This is a genomic window from Streptomyces sp. NPDC052701 (genome assembly GCF_040678355.1).
GTDB lineage: Bacteria > Actinomycetota > Actinomycetes > Streptomycetales > Streptomycetaceae > Streptomyces.
The window spans coordinates 90,587-108,702 of record NZ_JBFATO010000010.1 but is presented as its reverse complement, the minus strand read 5'-3'; the positions used below and the strand labels follow the sequence as shown (position 1 = coordinate 108,702).

15 protein-coding genes are annotated in these 18,116 nt (G+C 74.6%); 9 read left to right on the top strand and 6 right to left on the bottom strand.

From position 1 onward, the window contains the following. Window positions 1-4 precede the first annotated feature (4 nt). Window positions 5-1,630, bottom strand: a complete 1,626-nt coding sequence (locus tag AB0L29_RS14485; protein ID WP_365826887.1) for an ABC-F family ATP-binding cassette domain-containing protein — start codon at window positions 1,628-1,630, stop codon at window positions 5-7. Window positions 1,631-1,941: 311 nt separating this feature from the next. Between AB0L29_RS14485 and AB0L29_RS14480 the strand changes: the two genes are divergently transcribed. Continuing rightward, window positions 1,942-2,613, top strand: a complete 672-nt coding sequence (locus AB0L29_RS14480) for a GPP34 family phosphoprotein (protein WP_365826885.1) — start codon at window positions 1,942-1,944, stop codon at window positions 2,611-2,613. Between the two features lie 61 nt (window positions 2,614-2,674). Further along, the gene (locus tag AB0L29_RS14475) at window positions 2,675-3,514 is read left to right on the top strand and encodes an isocitrate lyase/phosphoenolpyruvate mutase family protein (RefSeq protein WP_365826883.1); all 840 of its coding nucleotides are present in this window, start codon (window positions 2,675-2,677) and stop codon (window positions 3,512-3,514) included. Between the two features lie 81 nt (window positions 3,515-3,595). Here AB0L29_RS14475 and AB0L29_RS14470 read toward each other — a convergent pair whose 3' ends face one another. Beyond that, the gene (locus tag AB0L29_RS14470) at window positions 3,596-4,012 is read right to left on the bottom strand and encodes an SsgA family sporulation/cell division regulator (RefSeq protein WP_365826881.1); all 417 of its coding nucleotides are present in this window, start codon (window positions 4,010-4,012) and stop codon (window positions 3,596-3,598) included. A 627-nt stretch (window positions 4,013-4,639) separates the two neighbouring features. Between AB0L29_RS14470 and AB0L29_RS14465 the strand changes: the two genes are divergently transcribed. From AB0L29_RS14465 to AB0L29_RS14455, 3 genes are all read left to right on the top strand, one after another. Next, window positions 4,640-4,966 carry a plasmid stabilization protein gene (locus tag AB0L29_RS14465; protein WP_365826879.1) on the top strand — a complete coding sequence of 109 codons (327 nt, stop codon included), beginning with the start codon at window positions 4,640-4,642 and terminating at the stop codon, window positions 4,964-4,966. A gap of 362 nt (window positions 4,967-5,328) precedes the next feature. Further along, on the top strand, window positions 5,329-6,066 hold the full coding sequence (locus AB0L29_RS14460; protein ID WP_365826877.1) for an endonuclease V: 738 nt from the start codon (window positions 5,329-5,331) through the stop codon (window positions 6,064-6,066). Window positions 6,067-6,317: 251 nt separating this feature from the next. Beyond that, window positions 6,318-6,464, top strand: coding sequence for a hypothetical protein (locus AB0L29_RS14455; protein ID WP_365826875.1), 147 nt, complete (start codon window positions 6,318-6,320; stop codon window positions 6,462-6,464). A 25-nt stretch (window positions 6,465-6,489) separates the two neighbouring features. Here AB0L29_RS14455 and AB0L29_RS14450 read toward each other — a convergent pair whose 3' ends face one another. Further along, window positions 6,490-7,668, bottom strand: coding sequence for a saccharopine dehydrogenase NADP-binding domain-containing protein (locus tag AB0L29_RS14450; protein WP_365826874.1), 1,179 nt, complete (start codon window positions 7,666-7,668; stop codon window positions 6,490-6,492). A gap of 353 nt (window positions 7,669-8,021) precedes the next feature. Here AB0L29_RS14450 and AB0L29_RS14445 point away from each other — a divergent pair, with 353 nt between their 5' ends. The 3 genes from AB0L29_RS14445 to AB0L29_RS14435 are packed head-to-tail and all read left to right on the top strand — an operon-like array spanning window position 8,022 to window position 12,638. Then, window positions 8,022-9,164 (top strand): CaiB/BaiF CoA-transferase family protein, encoded by a 1,143-nt coding sequence (locus AB0L29_RS14445; RefSeq protein ID WP_365826872.1) that lies wholly within the window; start codon window positions 8,022-8,024, stop codon window positions 9,162-9,164. 34 nt (window positions 9,165-9,198) lie between these two features. After that, window positions 9,199-10,413, top strand: coding sequence for an acetyl-CoA C-acetyltransferase (locus AB0L29_RS14440; RefSeq protein ID WP_365826870.1), 1,215 nt, complete (start codon window positions 9,199-9,201; stop codon window positions 10,411-10,413). A gap of 41 nt (window positions 10,414-10,454) precedes the next feature. Next, window positions 10,455-12,638 carry a 3-hydroxyacyl-CoA dehydrogenase NAD-binding domain-containing protein gene (locus AB0L29_RS14435; protein WP_365826868.1) on the top strand — a complete coding sequence of 728 codons (2,184 nt, stop codon included), beginning with the start codon at window positions 10,455-10,457 and terminating at the stop codon, window positions 12,636-12,638. Here AB0L29_RS14435 and AB0L29_RS14430 read toward each other — a convergent pair. Continuing rightward, window positions 12,624-13,328, bottom strand: a complete 705-nt coding sequence (locus AB0L29_RS14430) for a MerR family transcriptional regulator (protein ID WP_365826867.1) — start codon at window positions 13,326-13,328, stop codon at window positions 12,624-12,626. The two genes, AB0L29_RS14435 and AB0L29_RS14430, sit on opposite strands and share 15 nt — an antisense overlap. A gap of 287 nt (window positions 13,329-13,615) precedes the next feature. Here AB0L29_RS14430 and AB0L29_RS14425 point away from each other — a divergent pair, with 287 nt between their 5' ends. Then, window positions 13,616-15,082: an amino acid permease gene (locus AB0L29_RS14425; RefSeq protein WP_365826865.1), complete on the top strand. Its 1,467-nt coding sequence runs from the start codon at window positions 13,616-13,618 to the stop codon at window positions 15,080-15,082. Between the two features lie 272 nt (window positions 15,083-15,354). Here AB0L29_RS14425 and AB0L29_RS14420 read toward each other — a convergent pair whose 3' ends face one another. Next, a complete protein-coding gene (locus AB0L29_RS14420; protein ID WP_365826864.1) occupies window positions 15,355-16,260 on the bottom strand; it encodes an arginase family protein in 906 nt (301 codons plus the stop codon). 215 nt (window positions 16,261-16,475) lie between these two features. Continuing rightward, window positions 16,476-17,969, bottom strand: coding sequence for a M1 family metallopeptidase (locus AB0L29_RS14415; protein ID WP_365826862.1), 1,494 nt, complete (start codon window positions 17,967-17,969; stop codon window positions 16,476-16,478). Window positions 17,970-18,116: the final 147 nt, after the last annotated feature.

Below are 18,116 nucleotides of genomic sequence, written 5' to 3'. Positions count from 1 at the left end.
GACGCTAGGCGGGAAACCCGACAGCTTCTGGCGTGATTTCCTTCAGTTCCCCGTCCTCCAGCAGCAGCCAGCGGGTGATCCCGAGCGACTCCAGGAACGGCAGGTCGTGGCTGGCCACGATCAGCGCCCCCTCGTAGGAGTCCAGCGCCGTGGTGAGCTGGCGGACGCTCGCCATGTCGAGGTTGTTGGTGGGCTCGTCCAGCATCAGCAGCTGCGGTGCCGGTTCGGCCAGCATGAGGGCGGCCAGCGCGGCCCGGAAGCGTTCGCCGCCGGAGAGCGTCGCCGCCTTCTGGTCGGCGCGGGCGCCCCGGAACAGGAAGCGGGCCAGCCGCGCCCGGATCCGGTTGGCGGTGGCGCCCGGCGCGAACCGGGCCACGTTCTCGGCGACCGTCAGCTCGCCGTCCAGGACGTCGAGCCGCTGCGGCAGGAACCGCAGCGGGACGTGCGCCCTCACCTCGCCCGCCACCGGCGCCAGCTCCCCGCAGACCGTGCGCAGCAGCGTGGTCTTGCCCGCGCCGTTGCGCCCGATCAGCGCGATCCGCTCCGGACCGCGCAGCTCGAAGCCGCCGCGCACCCGCGCCCCGTACGCCGGCTCCAGGTCCTGGAGCGTGAGGACGGTACGGCCCGGCGGCACGGCCGTGTGCGGCAGGTCGACGCGGATCACGTCGTCGTCGCGCACGGCCTCCACCGCCTCGTCCAGGCGCTCCCTGGCCTCGGCGAGCTTCTCCTCGTGCATGACGCGGTGCTTGCCCGCGGACTCCTGCGCCGCCCGCTTGCGCGCCCCCATGACGATCTTCGGTTCACGCTTCTGGTCCCACATCTTCTGCCCGTACCGCCTGCGGCGGGCCAGCTTGACCTGGGCGTCGGCCAGTTCGCGCTTCTGCTTGCGCAGGTCCGCCTCGGCGACGCGCACCATCCGCTCGGCGGCCTCCTGCTCGACGGCGAGGGCCTCCTCGTAGGCCGAGTAGTTGCCGCCGTACCAGGTGATCTCCCCGGAGCGCAGGTCGGCGATCTGGTCGACCAGTTCGAGCAGGTCGCGGTCGTGGCTGACCACGACCGTCACGCCCGGCCAGGACCCGACGGCCGCGTACAGCCGCCGGCGGGCGTACAGGTCGAGGTTGTTGGTGGGCTCGTCGAGCAGCAGGACGTCCGGGCGGCGCAGCAGCAGCGCCGCCAGACGCAGCAGCACCGACTCGCCGCCCGACACCTCGCCGACGGTGCGGTCCAGGCCGAGGTGGCCCAGGCCGAGTTCGCCCAGGGCCGCCAGGGCGCGCTCCTCGACGTCCCAGTCGTCGCCGACGGTCTCGAAGTGCTCCTCGGCCGCGTCGCCCGCCTCGATGGCGTGCAGCGCGGCCCGCCGCCCGGCGATGCCGAGCGCCTCGTCGACCCGCAGGGCGGTGTCGAGGGTGACGTTCTGCGGGAGGTAGCCGACCTCGCCGGCGACGCGGACGGCGCCCTCGGCCGGGAGGAGCTCCCCGGCGATCAGTTTCAGCAGGGTCGACTTGCCCGACCCGTTGACGCCGACGAGCCCGGTCCGGCCCGGGCCGAAGGAGACGTCCAGGCCCTCGAAGACGGGAGTGCCGTCGGGCCAGGCGAAGGAGAGGGACGTGACGGTGACGGAAGTGGACATACGGCCTCGCGGTTGCTCGGTGCGGTCAGGGGCAGACGCGTATCGAGACACCGCGCGGCGGTGACCGACGGCCGGAGGGAGAGGTCCTGGACAGTACCGGGCATGAGAAAAGCCCCGTTCCGCAAGGACGGCTCGAACGCCGAGGTCGCACACGACATCCACACCCCACGGGTGTGACGCGGTGTCTCAGGACCTCAGACGAGCAACGTCCTTCTCCAATCGGCGGCAACAGGACCGCTCTACACCGTAGGAGGGGCCGGTGCGGCTGTCAACGGATTACCGCAGCCCGGCCCGACCGCTAAGGAGGCCCCGTGCCCAACGGCCCGCTCTCGCTGCCGGCCCGGCTCTACCTGCTGGCCTGGGACACCGCACGGCGGGAGGTCACCGGCACCGCCCACCTCCACCACCTGGTGCGGGCCGGCGCGCTCACCGAACTGGCCCAGCGCGGCCTGCTCGTCGACGACGACGGCGTCGTCACACCGGTCGACCTGGACTCCCGCACCGGGGACACCGTCCTCGACGGACTCCTGGAACTGATCAGCGAGTCCCGTCCGCGCCGCTGGCGCACCTGGGTGACACTGCGGGCGCGGGTCACCCTGGACGCCGTCCGGGAGCAGCTCGTGGCCGAGGGGTACCTGCGCGCGGAGAAGAAACGGGTGCTCGGGGTGTTCCCGTCCGTGGAGCACGTACTGGACCGGGCCGGTGCCGTGGAGGCGCTGCGCGAGGAGGCGCGGGTCGTGCTGGAGGGGCCCGGGCCGGTCGCGGACGTCTCCGACCGGGACGCGGCGCTGGTCGCCCTCGCCGCCGCGGCCCAGCTGCGCACCGTGCTGCCCGCCAGGGACCGCGCCCGCCACAAGGAACGCCTGGAACGGCTGACCGAGCGCAGCGGGGCGGCGGCACCGGCGCTGCGGCAGGTCGTGCGCGAGGTGCGGACGGCGGTGATCGCGGCGGTGACGGTGCCGGCCGGGGCGGCCCGCGGCTGACGGACGATCCTGTCGCATTCCCGCCAGCCACCGCCCGCGCCCGGCTGGTTGGGTGAACGGCATGACGAACCCCGCGACCGTCCTTCGCGACCGCGCCCTGGCCTTCCGCTCGCTGCACGTGCCGGGCCGCCCGCTCGTCCTGCCGAACGCCTGGGACACCGCCGGCGCCCGCCTGGTCGAGGACGCCGGCGCCGCCGCCGTGGCGACCACCAGCGCCGGGCTCGCCTGGGCGCTCGGCGCGGCGGACGGGGACCGGCTGGACCGCGACGGGGCCCTGGCCGCCGTCGCGCGCATCGCCGGCGCGGTCCGGGTGCCCGTCAGCGCGGACGTCGAGAGCGGTTACGCCGGGGACCCGGCGGGCGTCGCCGGCACCGTCCGCGCGGTGCTCGCCGCCGGCGCGGTGGGGGTGAACATCGAGGACGCCCTGCACGACGGCGGGGACCGGCCGCTGCGGTCCGTCGCCGAGCAGGCCGAGCGGATCGCCGCCGCCCGCGAGGCGGCCGACGCGGCACGGGTGCCGCTGTTCGTCAACGCCCGCATCGACACCTTCCTGCGGGGCGCCGGGGGAGTGGACCTCACCCTGGAGCGGGCCGCCGCCTTCCTCGCCGCGGGCGCCGACGGCGTCTTCGTACCCGGGGCCGTCGACCCGGGGATCGTGAAGGTGCTCGCCGACGGCGTGGACGGGCCGCTGAACGTGATGGCGGGACCCGGCGCACCGCCGGTCGCCGAGCTGGCCGCCCTGGGCGTCGCGCGCGTCAGCGTGGGCTCGGGCCTGGCGCAGGCCGCGCACGCCCTGGTCCGCCGCGCCGCGCGGGAGCTGCTGGACGCGGGGACCTACGGGTCGCTGGCCGGCGGGCTCGACTACGGGGAGCTCAACACCCTGCTGGGGCAGTCGCGTTAGCGGACGTACCGCGGCGGTTCCGGCGGGCCGTGCCCGGCTCGCGCCCGGCGGGCGTCCCGGCCGGGGCCGGGCCGCCCGTGCTCAGCGGGCGTCCCGCATCAGCTCCGCCAGGCCGTGGTCCAGGTCGAGCTGCAGGTGCTCCAGGCCGGCGGGCACGAGCTCGCCGGTGGCCTCCAGGAAGCGGCGCACCTCGCCCGAGCGGACGTGCACGACGGCGGTGCCCTCGGGCGCGTGGAACTCCAGGACGGTGCGGTCGTAACCGTACGGCCGCACCCGCACGTCGCCGTCTCCCTCGGGCCCCCGCAGCCCCGCGGCGAGCAGCTCGCGGGCGAAGGTCCAGCAGACCTCGACGCCCTCCAGGGTGGCGGGGGCGGGGAAGGTCATGCGGACGGCGAACGGGTCGCGCCGGTCGTAGTGCAGCGTGGCGGGAATGCTCGGCATCCGCGGCGCGGCGGCGACGAGGCGGGCCTCAACGGGCTGCTCGATGACGGTGGACAACACCTTGCTCCCTCGTGACGGCTGGACGGACTTCCGGGGCGGATGCGGCCGGGCACTGGAAGAGACGACGGAATCAGCCAATCCGTGCACACCGGGGGCGAGTGACCTCTGTCACCGCGTTCATGCACGGCGGTGACGCGGTTCTTCTCACGCGCCCCGCAGGGCGTGCAGGGCGCGTGACGCACCGTCCGCCCGCCGCCTGCCGCCCGCCGGACGGCACACCTGGCCCGCCACGAGGCGCTCGGGGAACACGCGACGGACGGGACGGACGCGGCACGGCGGCGGCGGTGCTGTGCGCGGTGGCCGTGGCCGCCCCGGCGGCCGCACCCGTCCGGGCGGGGAACCCGCGCGCCCGGCGCCTCGACGGCACGCCCCCGTCCGCCACCGCCGCCCTCGCGGCCGGCCCCGCCGGCACCGGCCCCACCACGGACGCCGGCCGCGCCCGGCGCACGATCGGCACGGGTTCGTACGGCACCGCCGACCGCGCCCCCACCTCGGCTGCCGGCCCGCCGGGCGGGAAGGACCGGGCGGCACGGCCGAGGCACCGGGCAGGCGGCGGATCCGGAGGGTGGCGTCCGCCGGCGACGTGGGTACCCGTGCACGGAACGGGAGAGGAAGGGAGCGGACATGCCACGCGGTTCGAGCTCCAAGAGGGAGCGTCAGTACGAGCACATCAAGAAGAGCGCGCAGGACCGGGGCGAGAGCACCGGGCGCGCCAAGGAGATCGCCGCACGGACGGTGAACAAGGAGCGCGCCCGCTCCGGCGAGTCGAAGACCGCCAGCCGCAGCTCCACCCAGGACATGTCGTCCGGCGAGCGCGGCGGCCGGCGGTCCGGCCAGGGTTCCCAGGGGCCCACCTACGACCAGCTGTACGAGGAGGCCAAGCGCCGTGACGTGCAGGGGCGTTCGAGCATGAACAAGAGCGAGCTGCAGCGGGCGCTCGGCGGCAAGTGAGGCGTCCGCCCCGGAACGTCCCGCGGAACGTCCCGCGGGAGCGCTCCGGCGCGGGCACCGCCTCGTCGCCGCGAACTCCGCGCCGCGGTACGCGCACACGCCGGCCGTGACGAACGGACCCCCGGCCGTGGCCTTCCCGCTGCGCGCGTGGTCTTCCGCTACGGCGGTGACCACCCCGCCGTCGCGGGGGCTCTCGCGCCCGGACGCCGGGAACACGCCCTGGGCGCACCACTCTTCGAGCCGGGTCGCGCGTTCCTCCGGCAGGACGCCGAGCGGGGCGGCGCGACCCGGCTCCGGGACGGGCACGGGCCCGCCCCCGGCGCCGCCGCGGCGGTCCGCCGCCCCGTAGGCTCGTGACCACCATGACGACCGTAGGCATTCCCGCGGGCTGGCCCGCGACCGAGGAGCGGGCCCGCGCGGTCCAGGACGAACTGCGCGAGCGGGTGGTGCTCGGCGAGCCGGGACCGCCGCCCGGCACGGGCCGCGTCACCGGCGTCGACGTGGCCTACGACGACGAGCGGGACCTCGTCGCCGCGGCGGCCGTCGTCCTGGACGCGGCCACCCTCGACGTCGTCGCCGAGGCGACGGCCGTGGGCCGGATCAGCTTCCCCTACGTCCCCGGGCTGCTCGCCTTCCGGGAGATCCCCGCCGTCCTCGCCGCCCTGGAGGCGCTGCCCTGCCCGCCCGGCCTGGTCGTCTGCGACGGCTACGGCCTCGCCCACCCGCGCCGCTTCGGCCTCGCCAGCCACCTCGGCGTCCTCACCGGCCTGCCCACGATCGGCGTCGCCAAGAACCCCTTCACCTTCACCCACGACGACCCGGACGCGCCGCGCGGCAGCACCTCCCCGCTCCTCGACGGCAGCGAGGAGGTCGGCCGTGCCCTGCGCACCCGGGACGGCGTCAAGCCGGTCTTCGTCTCCGTCGGCCACCGCGTGAGCCTCGCCAACGCCTGCGCCCACACCCTCGCCCTCACCCCGCGCTACCGCCTGCCGGAGACCACGCGCCGGGCGGACGCGCTGTGCCGCGGGGCGCTGCGCGAGGCGGCCCGGGCGAACGAGCCCGGCGTTCCCGCCGGCCGCGGGCGACCGGGGGTGGTTTGACCCCGGCGCCGGTGCTCCGGCGCGGCGGGGCCGTCCGGGACCGCACCGCGCGGAGGTCTGCGTGCCCCGCCGCACGGCCCGGCCGGCCGGTCACGGCGGGCGGCCGCTCGTCGGGCGGCCCCGGGGCCCGGCCCGGTTCCCCGCCGCGGCGGCAAGGCCGCGGCCGGGCGGTCTGAGTACGGGCTCTGAGTACCGGCTCTGAGTACCCGTACGGATGCCGGGCCGCCGCCCCGCCCGGCAGGCTGGGGCCCATGACGACGCACCGTGCTCCCAAGCCAGTCACCGGCCCCGGCCGGCCCGTCGAGCGGGCCGTGACCATCGGGCTGGTCCTCGCCGTGCTCGCCGGACTCGGCTGGATCGCCGGGATGATCTACACCCTCGCCGGGTGGCCCCTGTAGGGCACCGGGGCCGTACGGCGCCCGCTCAGCGCGCCGCCGCCACGCGGAACCGGATCCCCGCCGCACGCAGCCGCTCGATCAGCGCGTCGCCCATCGCCACCGCCGTGGTGACCTGCCCGGCCGTCGGCGGGAGGTCGTCCAGGGCCAGGGACAGGGCCGACTCGGCGAACATCTTCGCCGTCTCGTCGTACCCGGGATCGCCGCCGGCGACCTCCGTGCACACCCGCCGGCCGCCGCCCTCACCCACGAACCGCACGGAGAACCAGCTCCTGGCGCGCTTCTCGGCACTCGGCCCCTGCCCGGGCCTGAACCGGTCGGACAGCCAGCGCCGCGCGGGCGGCAGCTGGGCCGCCACGGCCAGCGCGCCCACGGCCGCCGCACCGCCCACCGCGACGGGCAGGTGCCGGACGGCCGCGTAGTGCCGGTAGCGGAAGTCGGGCCCGTACCGCTGGAGGGCCTTCGCCGAACGCCGCACGATCTGCGGGTCGATGGTCGGCAGCGGCAGCGCCCAGGCGCCGACCTCCGCCGCGAAGCGGGGCGCGCCCGTGGGCGCCGAGGCCCGGCGGCCCATCAGGCGCGGCTCGTGCCGCCGCCGGTCCCGCGCGGCGGCCCGCATCTGCCGGTGCCGGGCGAGCTGGCCCAGGGCCGAGGCGAGGGTGCCGCCCGAGAAGGCCGCGTCCGCGGTCACGAAACCGTCCACGGTCAGCGGCACCCCCTCGGGCAGGTGCCGGACGGTGAAGTACACCCCCAGATCGTGCGGGACGGAGTCGAAACCGCAGGCGTGCACCAGCCGCGCGCCGGTCTCCCGCGCGCGTGCGTCGTGGCGGACGTACACCAGGTCCACGAATTCCGGCTCACCGGTGAGGTCGAGGTAGTCCGTGCCGGTGTCCGCGCAGGCCGCGGCCAGTTCCTCGCCGTACGTCACGTAGGGGCCCACCGTCGTGGCCACCACGCGCGCGTGCTCGGCGAGGGCGCGCAGCGAGGCCGGATCGGACACGTCCGCGTGCACCACCCCGATCCCGGGGCCGCCGGGCAGCCGCTCCCGCAGCCGCCGGAGCTTCTCGCGGCTGCGGCCCGCGACCGCCCAGCGCAGCCCCTCGGGCGCGTGAGCGGCGAGGTACTCCGCGGTGAGCGTCCCGACGAAACCGGTCGCCCCGAAGAGCACGATGTCGTACGGACGGTCCGTCCTGTTCAGCCTGCTCATGACACCCCTTGGTCGTGCGGCCGCGCCGCTGTCGCTGGCTGAGGCTAGCGTGAGGGGAGCGGAGCCCGACGACGACTCGGGCGGAACGCGATGACGGTACCCGGCCAGGCCCGGAAGAAGCGGGAGAAAGCACGCGGGTCCGGCCGGGCGCGGGAGGACCACCGGGCCGTCGCGTCCGGACGGCTGGCGGCGGAGCCGGCCGGGCGCCGAGCCCGCGGCGCCGCGCGCGGACGGCCCGGAGCCCGCACAATGGACTAAGCGCTTGCTCGCCCAGGTCTTGTGCCGGGTGGAACGCGTTCCTAGCATCACCGGTGTTACATCGGTCGTGTCACAGTCACAGCGCTGGGGGCTGGATGGCAACGGCAAGGACGCCGGGGGACGGCCCGCTCGCCGGCGTACGCGTGGTCGAACTCGCCGGCATCGGGCCCGGCCCGTTCGCCGCCATGCTCCTCGCCGACCTCGGCGCCGACGTCGTCCGGGTGGACCGGCCCGGCGGCCCCGGACTCGCGATCGACCCGGCGTACGACGTCACCAACCGCAACAAGCGCTCGGTGGTCGTCGACCTGAAGGACCCGGACGGCCCCGCCCGCGTCCTCGGCCTCGCCGCCCGCGCCGACATCCTCGTCGAGGGCTACCGCCCCGGTGTCGCCGAGCGCCTCGGCGTCGGCCCGGACGCCTGCCACGCCCGCAACCCGCGACTCGTCTACGGCCGCATGACCGGCTGGGGCCAGGACGGACCGCTGGCCCGGCGCGCCGGACACGACATCGGCTACATCGCCCTCACCGGCACCCTCGGCATGATCGGCCGGCCGGACGCGCCGCCGCCGCCCCCGGCCAACCTGGTCGGCGACTACGCGGGCGGCTCCCTGTACCTCGTCGTCGGCGTCCTGGCCGCCCTGCACCACGCGCGCGCCACCGGCACCGGCCAGGTCGTCGACGCCGCCATCGTCGACGGCACCTCCCACCTCGCGTCGGCGATCCACGGCATGCTCGCCGCCGGCGCCTGGCAGGACCGGCGCGCCGCCAACCTCCTCGACGGCGGCTGCCCCTACTACGGCACGTACGAGACGGCCGACGGCGGGTACATGGCGGTGGGGGCGCTGGAGCGGCGGTTCTACGACGAGTTCCTCGGCCTGCTCGGCATCGAGGACCAGGCCGCCGCCCACCAGGACGTCACCCGGTGGGACGAACTGCGCGCGCGGGTCGCGGCCCGCTTCAGGACCCGCACGCGCGAGGAGTGGACCGCCGTCTTCGAGGGCTCCGACGCGTGCGTGGCGCCCGTCCTGTCGCTGGGCGAGGCCCCGCGCCACCCGCATCTCGCCGCCCGCGGCACCTTCACCGACCACGACGGCATCGTCCAGCCCGCCCCGGCCCCCCGTTTCTCCGCGACCCCCACCACGGTCCGCACCGGCCCCGCGCGACCGGGTGCCGACACACGGGAGGTGGCCCGAGACTGGGACGTGCCCGCGCTCCTGCCGTCCCGGGACCCACAGTGACCCCGTCCCGACCCCCTCAGCGAAAGGCCTCCTCGTGAGCACCGAAGCGTACGTGTACGACGCGATCCGCACCCCGCGCGGGCGCGGCAAGGCCGACGGCGCCCTGCACGGCACCAAGCCCATCGACCTGGTCGTCGGGCTCATCCACGAGATCCGCGCCCGCTTCCCGGACCTGGACCCGGCCGCCGTCGACGACATCGTCCTCGGCGTCGTCGGCCCGGTCGGCGACCAGGGCTCCGACATCGCCCGGATCGCCGCGATCGCCGCCGGACTGCCCGACACGGTCGCGGGCGTGCAGGAGAACCGCTTCTGCGCCTCCGGTCTGGAAGCCGTCAACATGGCCGCCGCCAAGGTGCGGTCGGGCTGGGAGGACCTCGTCCTCGCGGGCGGGGTGGAGTCGATGTCCCGGGTGCCGATGGCCTCGGACGGCGGCGCCTGGTTCAACGACCCGATGACCAACCTCGCCGTCAACTTCGTCCCCCAGGGCATCGGCGCCGACCTGATCGCCACCATCGAGGGCTTCTCCCGGCGGGACGTCGACGAGTACGCCGCCCTGTCCCAGGAGCGGGCGGCCACGGCGTGGAAGGAGGGCCGCTTCGAGAGGTCCGTCGTGCCGGTCAGGGACCGCAACGGGCTCGTCGTCCTCGACCACGACGAGCACATGCGCCCCGGCACCACCGCCGACTCCCTGGCCAGGCTCAAGCCGTCGTTCGCGGACATCGGTGAGCTGGGCGGCTTCGACGCGGTGGCGCTCCAGCAGTACCACTGGGTCGAGAGGATCGACCACGTGCACCACGCGGGCAACTCCTCCGGCATCGTCGACGGCGCCGCGCTCGTCGCGATCGGCTCCCGGGAGGCCGGCGAGCGCCACGGACTCACCCCGCGCGCCCGGATCGTCTCCGCCGCCGTGTCCGGCTCCGAGCCCACCATCATGCTCACCGGCCCCGCCCCGGCCACCCGCAAGGCGCTCGCCCGGGCCGGGCTGACCATCGACGACATCGACCTCGTCGAGATCAACGAGGCGTTCGCGGCGGTCGTCCTGCGCTTCGTCAAGGACATGGGCCTGTCCCTGGACAAGGTCAACGTCAACGGCGGCGCGATCGCGCTGGGCCACCCGCTCGGCGCGACCGGCGCCATGATCCTCGGCACGCTCGTCGACGAACTGGAGCGCCAGGACAAGCGCTACGGCCTCGCCACGCTGTGCGTGGGCGGCGGCATGGGCATCGCGACCGTGGTCGAACGCATCTGAACCCCCGGCGGAACCGAGCGACTTCTTTCTACGGAGACCCCATGACCGAGAGCACCGCCATCCGCTGGGAACAGGACGACACCGGCGTCGTCACCCTCGTCCTCGACGACCCCGGCCAGTCCGCGAACACCATGAACCGGGCGTTTTGCGACTCGCTCGCCGCGGTCGCCGACCGCCTGGAGGCCGAGAAGGACACCGTCCGGGGCGTGATCCTCACGTCCGCCAAGAAGACCTTCTTCGCCGGCGGCGACCTGCGCGACCTCATCCGGGTCACCCCCGAGACCGCCCAGGAGCTGTTCGACGGCGGCATGGCCGTCAAACGCGACCTGCGCCGCATCGAGACCCTCGGCAAGCCGGTCGTCGCCGCGATCAACGGCGCGGCCCTCGGCGGCGGTTACGAGATCGCCCTGGCCTGCCACCACCGGATCGCGCTCGACGCGCCCGGCTCCAGGATCGGCTGCCCCGAGGTCACCCTCGGCCTGCTGCCCGGCGGAGGCGGCGTCGTGCGCACGGTCCGCCTGCTCGGCATCGCCGACGCCCTGCTCAAGGTGCTCCTGCAGGGCACCCGGTACACCCCGCGCCGCGCCCTGGAGAACGGCCTGGTCGACGAGGTCGCCGAGACGCCGGACGAACTCCTCGCCAAGGCCCGCGCCTTCATCGACGCCCACCCCGAGTCGCAGCAGCCCTGGGACAGGCCGGGCTACCGCATCCCCGGCGGTACGCCGTCCCACCCGAAGTTCGCCGCCAACCTGCCCGCCTTCCCGGCCACCCTGCGCAAGCAGACCAACGGCGCGCCCTATCCGGCGCCGCGCAACATCCTGGCCGCCGCCGTCGAGGGCGCCCAGGTCGACTTCGAGACCGCGCAGGTCATCGAGGCCCGCTACTTCGTCGAACTGGCCGCCGGGCAGACGTCGAAGAACATGATCCAGGCGTTCTTCTTCGACCTCCAGGCCGTCAACTCCGGCGCCGGCCGCCCCCGGGGCATCGAGCCCCGCAAGGTCTCCAGGGTCGCCGTCCTCGGCGCCGGCACGATGGGCGCCGGCATCGCCTACGCGTGCGCCCGCGCGGGCATCGACGTCGTCCTCAAGGACGTCTCCCTGGAGGCGGCCGTCAAGGGCAGGGGCCACTCCGAGGAGCTGTGCGCCAAGGCCGTCGCCAAGGGCCGGACGACCCGGGAGAAGGCCGACGCCCTGCTCGCCCGGATCACGCCCACCGCCGAGGTGGCCGACCTCGCGGGCTGCGACGCGGTCATCGAGGCCGTCTTCGAGGACACCTCCCTCAAGCACAAGGTCTTCCAGGAGGTGCAGAACGTCGTCGCCCCCGACGCCCTGCTGTGCTCCAACACCTCCACCCTGCCCATCACCACGCTCGCCGAGGGCGTCGAACGCCAGGCCGACTTCATCGGGCTGCACTTCTTCTCGCCGGTCGACAGGATGCCGCTCGTCGAGATCGTCAAGGGCGAGCGCACCGGCGAGGAGGCCCTGGCCCGCGCCTTCGACCTGGTCCGGCAGATCGACAAGACCCCGATCGTCGTCAACGACTCGCGCGGCTTCTTCACCTCCCGCGTCATCGGCCACTTCATCAACGAGGGCGTCGCCATGGTCGGCGAGGGCATCGAGCCCGCGTCGGTCGAGCAGGCGGCGGCCCAGGCCGGCTACCCGGCCAAGGTGCTCTCCCTGATGGACGAGCTGACGCTCACCCTGCCCCGGAAGATCCGGGACGAGACGAGGCGGGCGGTGCAGGAGGCGGGCGGCACCTGGACCCCGCACCCGGCCGAGGCCGTCATCGACCGCATGGTCGACGAGTTCGGCCGCACCGGCCGCAGCGGCGGCGCCGGCTTCTACGACTACGGGCAGGACGGCAGGCGCACCGGGCTCTGGCCGGGCCTGCGCGAGCACTTCACCAGGCCCGGCCACCGCATCCCCTTCGAGGACATGCAGGAGCGCATGCTCTTCTCCGAGGCGCTGGACACCGTCCGGCTGTTGGAGGAGGGCGTGCTGACCTCCGTCGCCGACGCCAACATCGGCTCCGTCCTCGGCATCGGCTTTCCCGGCTGGACCGGCGGCGTCCTGCAGTACATCAACGGCTACGACGGCGGCCTGCCCGGTTTCGTGGCACGTGCGCGTGAGCTCGCCGAACGCTACGGCGAGCGGTTCACCCCGCCCGCGCTGCTGGTGGAGAAGGCGCGCAAGGGGGAGGTCTTCGCCGACTCAGCCCGTTCCTGACTCCGTGAGCCACCGGCCCAGCTCTTCCTTCAGCGACCGCTGGAACGTCGTGAGGAGCGCCTGCACCACCAGCGGGTGCACGTGCGCCGACAGGGACTTCACGTCCCGCGCGTCCCGCTCGGACACCTCGCCCCGCAGGAGCCGGGAGAGCTCGTGAGCCGCGGCGCGCGAGTGTGCGACCAGGACCTCGCGCGCCGCGAGGATCGTCTCCTCGGACAGGGGGACGTCGAGCAGTTCGACACCGAGCCGCAGCAGGCCGGTGTCGACGCGGAAGGCGTCACCCTCCGGCCGGACCACGCTCATCGCCGCCAGCCGCTCCACGTCCCGCTCGCCGAGCGGGCGGCCCGCCCGCCGCTGCAGCTCCTCGCGGGTCACCGTCTCCACCGTCCTCGGCGTCCAGGACGCCACCACCGCCCGGTGGACCGCCAGGTCGTGCGGGCCCAGATCCGGCGGCAGCCGCCGCAGATGCCGTTCGATGGCCGCCAGCGTCATGCCCTGGTGCTGCAGTTCCTCGATGAGCGCCAGCCGCGCCAGGTGCTGCGGCCCGTAGTGCCCCACCCGCCGCGGACCGATCACCGGCGGCGGCAGCGGGCCCCGGGTGCCGTAGAAGCGGACCGTGCGCACCGTGACGCCGGCCCGTGCGGCCAGCTCGTCGATCGTGAGGGCCGGCTGCCCGGTGTCGGTCGTCATGCGCAGCAGTATCGCTGTCACACCGGTGCTGTGAAACCTGTCGCCACCGTGCCGCGCGCCCCCGTGCGCACCCGTGCGCGACCATGACGTGAACGACCGGTGACCTTGGTGGACACACCCGGTGGATCGTGTGAGAAGTGACGCTCTGTGACGTGCGCCACCGCGTGGGGGCGGATCGCTGTGGGAAGGTGCTGCCTCGGTCTGTGCCTGCATCCAGAGCGCCGGCCGAGGCACATCCGGACACCCGGGCGAAATCCGCCCGGGCGCACCAGAGAGTGGAACCACCCGTGAGCAAGGACGCCGTGAACACGGCTGCGGCCGCGCCGCGCACCGATGCGGCCCGAGTGCCCGCGGACGCGGGCGACGCCGGCTACAGCAAGGACCTCAAGGCCCGCCACGTCAACATGATCGCCATCGGCGGCGCCATCGGCACCGGCCTCTTCCTGGGCGCCGGCGGCCGCCTGCACAACGCGGGCCCGGCGCTCGCGCTGGCCTACCTGGTCTGCGGAGTCTTCGCCTTCTTCGTCGTCCGCGCGCTCGGCGAGCTGGTCCTGTACCGGCCCTCCTCCGGCTCCTTCGTGTCGTACGCGCGCGAGTTCCTCGGCGAGAAGGGCGCCTACGTCGCCGGCTGGATGTACTTCCTGAACTGGTCCACGACCGGTATCGCCGACATCACCGCGATCGCGCTCTACACGCATTACTGGAGCCTGTTCACCGACATCCCGCAGTGGGTGCTCGCCCTGGCCGCCCTCGCGGTGGTCCTGGCCGTGAACCTGATCTCGGTGAAGATCTTCGGCGAGATGGAGTTCTGGTTCGCGATCATCAAGGTCGCCACGCTGGTCGGCTTCATGTGCGTCGGCGTCTTCCTGCTCGCCACCCAGCACGAGGTGGGCGGCCGGACGCCGGGCCTGAGCGTCGTCACGGACAACGGCGGCGTCTTCCCGCACGGCGTGATGCCCGTGGTCCTGGTCATGCAGGGCGTGATCTTCGCGTACGCCGCGCTGGAGCTGGTCGGCGTCGCCGCCGGCGAGACCGCCGAGCCGGAGAAGATCGTCCCGCGCGCGGTGAACTCGATCATGTGGCGCGTGGGCCTGTTCTACGTCGGCTCGGTCGTCCTGCTCGCCCTGCTGCTGCCCGGCTCGGTGTACTCGGCCGACGAGAGCCCCTTCGTCACGGTCCTGTCGAAGATCGGCGTCCCGGCGGCGGGCGACGTGATGAACCTGGTCGTGCTGACCGCCGCGATGTCGTCGCTGAACTCCGGCCTGTACTCCACCGGCCGCATCCTGCGCTCCATGGCGATGGCCGGCTCGGCGCCGAGGTTCACCGCCCGCATGAACCGCAGCCAGGTGCCCTACGGCGGCATCCTGCTGACCTGCGCGGTGTGCGTGCTCGGCGTCGGCCTGAACTACCTCGTGCCGAGCCAGGCCTTCGAGATCGTGCTGAACGTCGCCTCCCTCGGCATCGTCAGCACCTGGGTGATCATCATGATCTGCCACCTGGTCTTCGTGCGCCGCGCCAAGGCCGGCCTGGTCGACCGGCCGCACTTCCGGCTGCCCGGCAGCCCGGTCACGGAGATCGCCACGATCGCCTTCCTGCTGGCGTGCCTCGGCATGATGGGCAACGACCCGGAGGTGGGCCGCAAGACGCTGCTGCTCGTCCCGGTGATCGCCGTCCTGCTGGTCGCGGGCTGGTTCGGCGTCCGCCGCCGGGTGGCGCGGAACACGGACCGGGAGCTGTCGCAGCTCACGAAGTAGCGGGCCGGGACCACTGGCCGGGGCGGCGCCGCGGGCCGGGGCGGCGTCCGCGGGGGACTCGTGCCGGGGGCGCGTACGCCCGGGGTGACGCCACCGCTCCGCCGGTGAAGGGGGACGAGACCGTCCGCTGGGCCGGGGACACCGGGACGGCCTGCGCCCCCGGCGGCCGGCGACCGGCGGCCCGGAGCACGGCCGCTGCCGGTCCGGTCCCGCCCAGTCCGTTCCGGTCCCGGGAGGCGCGGGGCCGGCGAGCCGCGCGGCGGGCGGGCCGGTCAGTCCCGCGACGCGAACGCCCGCAGCAGGCACTCGGTGAAGCGCGCGGCGACGCCCCCGCCGGGATCCAGCCGAGGGTTGAAGACCGTGACGTCGAGGCCGGCGGCCCCGGCACCGGCCAGGGCCGTGCGCAGGACGGTCTCCAGCTCCTGCGGGCCCAGTCCGCCGGGCAGCCGGTAGTCGACCGCCGGCATGACCGCGTCGTCCAGTACGTCCGCGTCGAGGTGAACCCAGTACCCGGCGTACCCGGCACCTCCGGCGTCCGGGCCGCCGCCCGTCAGCAGGCCGACCGCGCGGCGCGCCGCCTCGTCCGGGCCCAGCGCCCGCACGGTGTCCAGGTCCATCGCGTGCAGCCCGGGCGGCAGCGGCTGCATCCCGGCCTCCGCGGACTCCCGCGCGTCCCGGAAGCCGAGCGCGACCACGTCCTCGTCCCGCACCAGCGGACCCAGGCCGTCCAGATCGGCCAGCACCCGCGGCCCGCGGCCGGTGGCCAGGGCGAGCTCCATGGACGCCACCTCGCCGGCCGGCTCCGCCGACGGCTGGTAGAAGTCGGTGTGGCCGTCGAGGAAGAGCAGCCCGGGCCGGCCCCGGCGGCGCAGCGCCAGCAGGTTCCCGAGCAGGATGCTGCAGTCGCCGCCCAGCACCACCGGGAACCGGCCCCGCTCCAGGACCTCGCCCACCGCGCCGGCCAGCGCCACCGCGTAGGCGGCGATGCCGTCCGGGTTGAGGACCCCGGTCACCGGATCCCGCCGCGGGTCGTACGCGGGCGGCTCGACGCGGCCCGCCCGCACCGCCCCGAGCCCTTCGGCCAGCCCGGCCCCGAGCAGGGCCCCGGGCAGGTCCTCCACACCGGTCGGCCGCAGCCCCAGCACGGACGGGGCCTCGACGATCACCACGTCCCGCATGTCCGACCCCCTCGCCGGCCCGCCGGCGCCGGCCGGCCCACGCGCCCGGCGCCCATGGGGCCACGGTAGACCGCCGTACCGGCCGGGGCGCGCCGGCGCCGCACCCGCGCCCGCCGGCGGCGGCGCACCCGGGGACGGCGCACACGGGGACGGTACCGGCGCGGGCCCCGGGCCCGCTCCCGCCGCCGGGGCGGGAGCGGGCCCGGCGGCGGCCGTCAGTGCTCGTGCGCGCCGTTCGTCGCGGCGATCTTCTTCCACGACTTCGGCTGCGCGGCGGCACCCCGCGTCTTCCCCACGGACACCCCGCGCGCCGCCGGAGCGTCCGGCTTGGAGGGCTGGAACAGCCAGGTGTCGAACAGGGCCGCCAGCGGCTGCCTGGACACCTCCTCGGCGTACCGCAGGAAGTCGGCGACGGAGGCGTTGCCGTGGGCGTACGCGCGGGGCCAGCCCTTCAGGACGGCGAAGAACGCCTCGTCACCGATCTCGTTCCGCAGCGCCTGCAGGGCCAGCGCGCCCCGGTCGTAGACCGCGAGGTGGAACTGGTTCTCCGGTCCGGGGTCACCGGGCCTGACCGTCCAGAACGGGTCGTCCGCGGGGTGCGAGGCGTACACGTGGTCGGCGAGCTCCTGCGCCGTGCCCTCGCCCTCGTGCTCGGACCACAGCCACTGCGCGTACCGTGCGAAGCCCTCGTTGATCCAGATGTCCTTCCAGCCCTTGACCGACACCGAGTCCCCGTACCACTGGTGCGCCAGCTCGTGGACGACGAGGGAGACGTTGGAGCCGTTCGCGAACTGCCGCGGGCTGTAGAAGGGACGTGTCTGCGTCTCCAGCGCGTACCCGGTGTCCGTGTTCGGCACGTACCCGCCGAGCGCGTCGTACGGGTACGGCCCGAAGATGCCGGCCAGCCAGTCGGCGATCTCCCCGGTGCGCTCCACGCTCGCGCGGGCCGCGCCGTAGTGGACGCCGAGGTCCTTGCTGTAGGCGTTGACGACGGGGATGCCGCTCTCGCTCGTCCCGGTGGTGATGTCGAACCGTCCCACCGCGAGGGTGGCCAGATACGTCGCCTGCGGCTTGCCGGAGCGCCAGTTCCAGCGGGTCCAGCCCAGCCGTGAGCTCGTGGACTGGAGCGTGCCGTTGGAGATGGCCTGGCTGCCGTCGGGCACCAGCACCGACACGTCGTACGTCGCCTTGTCGAGCGGGTGGTCGTTGCTGGGGAACCACCACCAGGCCGCCTCGGGCTCGTTGGCCGCGACGCCGCCGTCCGGGGTGCGGTGCCAGCTGGTGAAGCCGTACGCCTGCTCGGACGACGGGACGCCGCGGTAGCGGACGACCAGCGTGAACGGTGTGCCCTCGGCCAGCGGCGTGGCCGGCGTGATCTCCAGCTCGTGCTCGCCCGACGTCGTGAACGACGCCTTCGCACCGTCGACGCGCACCTCGGAGACGTCCAGCAGGAAGTCCAGGTCGAGACGGGAGAGGTCCTGCGTGGTGCGGGCCAGGAGGGTGGCCGTGCCCTCGAGCTCGTCCGTGGCCGGCTGGTACTTCAGCCTGAGGTCGTAGTGGGAGACGTCGTATCCGCCGTTTCCGTAGGCCGGGTAGTAGGGGTCGCCGATGCCCGGCGCGCCGGGGGAGTGGCTCGCCGCCGACGCCGGGATCGCCAGCAGGAGGACGGCCGAGGCCAGTGCGCCCGGCACGATGATTCTGCGGTGCACGAAGGGCTCCAAGTCATAGGTGCGGGAAGTCTGTCGGAGCCTATTGACCCCCCGTGCCGCGGGCGTGTCCATGACCACCCCTGTCACACGATCGCCATTCGGCCGTCACGCGGCGCCCGGCCCCGGGGAGCGCTTCCGGCCGCGGAC

Bases quoted from the DNA above. Each gene is read 5' to 3' on its own strand.
- AB0L29_RS14430 (WP_365826867.1), bottom strand. From the start codon at position 13,328: ATGACGACCGACACCGGGCAGCCGGCCCTCACGATCGACGAGCTGGCC.
- AB0L29_RS14460 (WP_365826877.1), top strand. From the start codon at position 5,329: ATGACGACCGTAGGCATTCCCGCGGGCTGGCCCGCGACCGAGGAGCGG.
- AB0L29_RS14455 (WP_365826875.1), top strand. From the start codon at position 6,318: ATGACGACGCACCGTGCTCCCAAGCCAGTCACCGGCCCCGGCCGGCCC.
- AB0L29_RS14465 (WP_365826879.1), top strand. From the start codon at position 4,640: ATGCCACGCGGTTCGAGCTCCAAGAGGGAGCGTCAGTACGAGCACATC.
- AB0L29_RS14450 (WP_365826874.1), bottom strand. From the start codon at position 7,668: ATGAGCAGGCTGAACAGGACGGACCGTCCGTACGACATCGTGCTCTTC.
- AB0L29_RS14485 (WP_365826887.1), bottom strand. From the start codon at position 1,630: ATGTCCACTTCCGTCACCGTCACGTCCCTCTCCTTCGCCTGGCCCGAC.
- AB0L29_RS14475 (WP_365826883.1), top strand. From the start codon at position 2,675: ATGACGAACCCCGCGACCGTCCTTCGCGACCGCGCCCTGGCCTTCCGC.
- AB0L29_RS14420 (WP_365826864.1), bottom strand. From the start codon at position 16,260: ATGCGGGACGTGGTGATCGTCGAGGCCCCGTCCGTGCTGGGGCTGCGG.
- AB0L29_RS14445 (WP_365826872.1), top strand. From the start codon at position 8,022: ATGGCAACGGCAAGGACGCCGGGGGACGGCCCGCTCGCCGGCGTACGC.
- AB0L29_RS14435 (WP_365826868.1), top strand. From the start codon at position 10,455: ATGACCGAGAGCACCGCCATCCGCTGGGAACAGGACGACACCGGCGTC.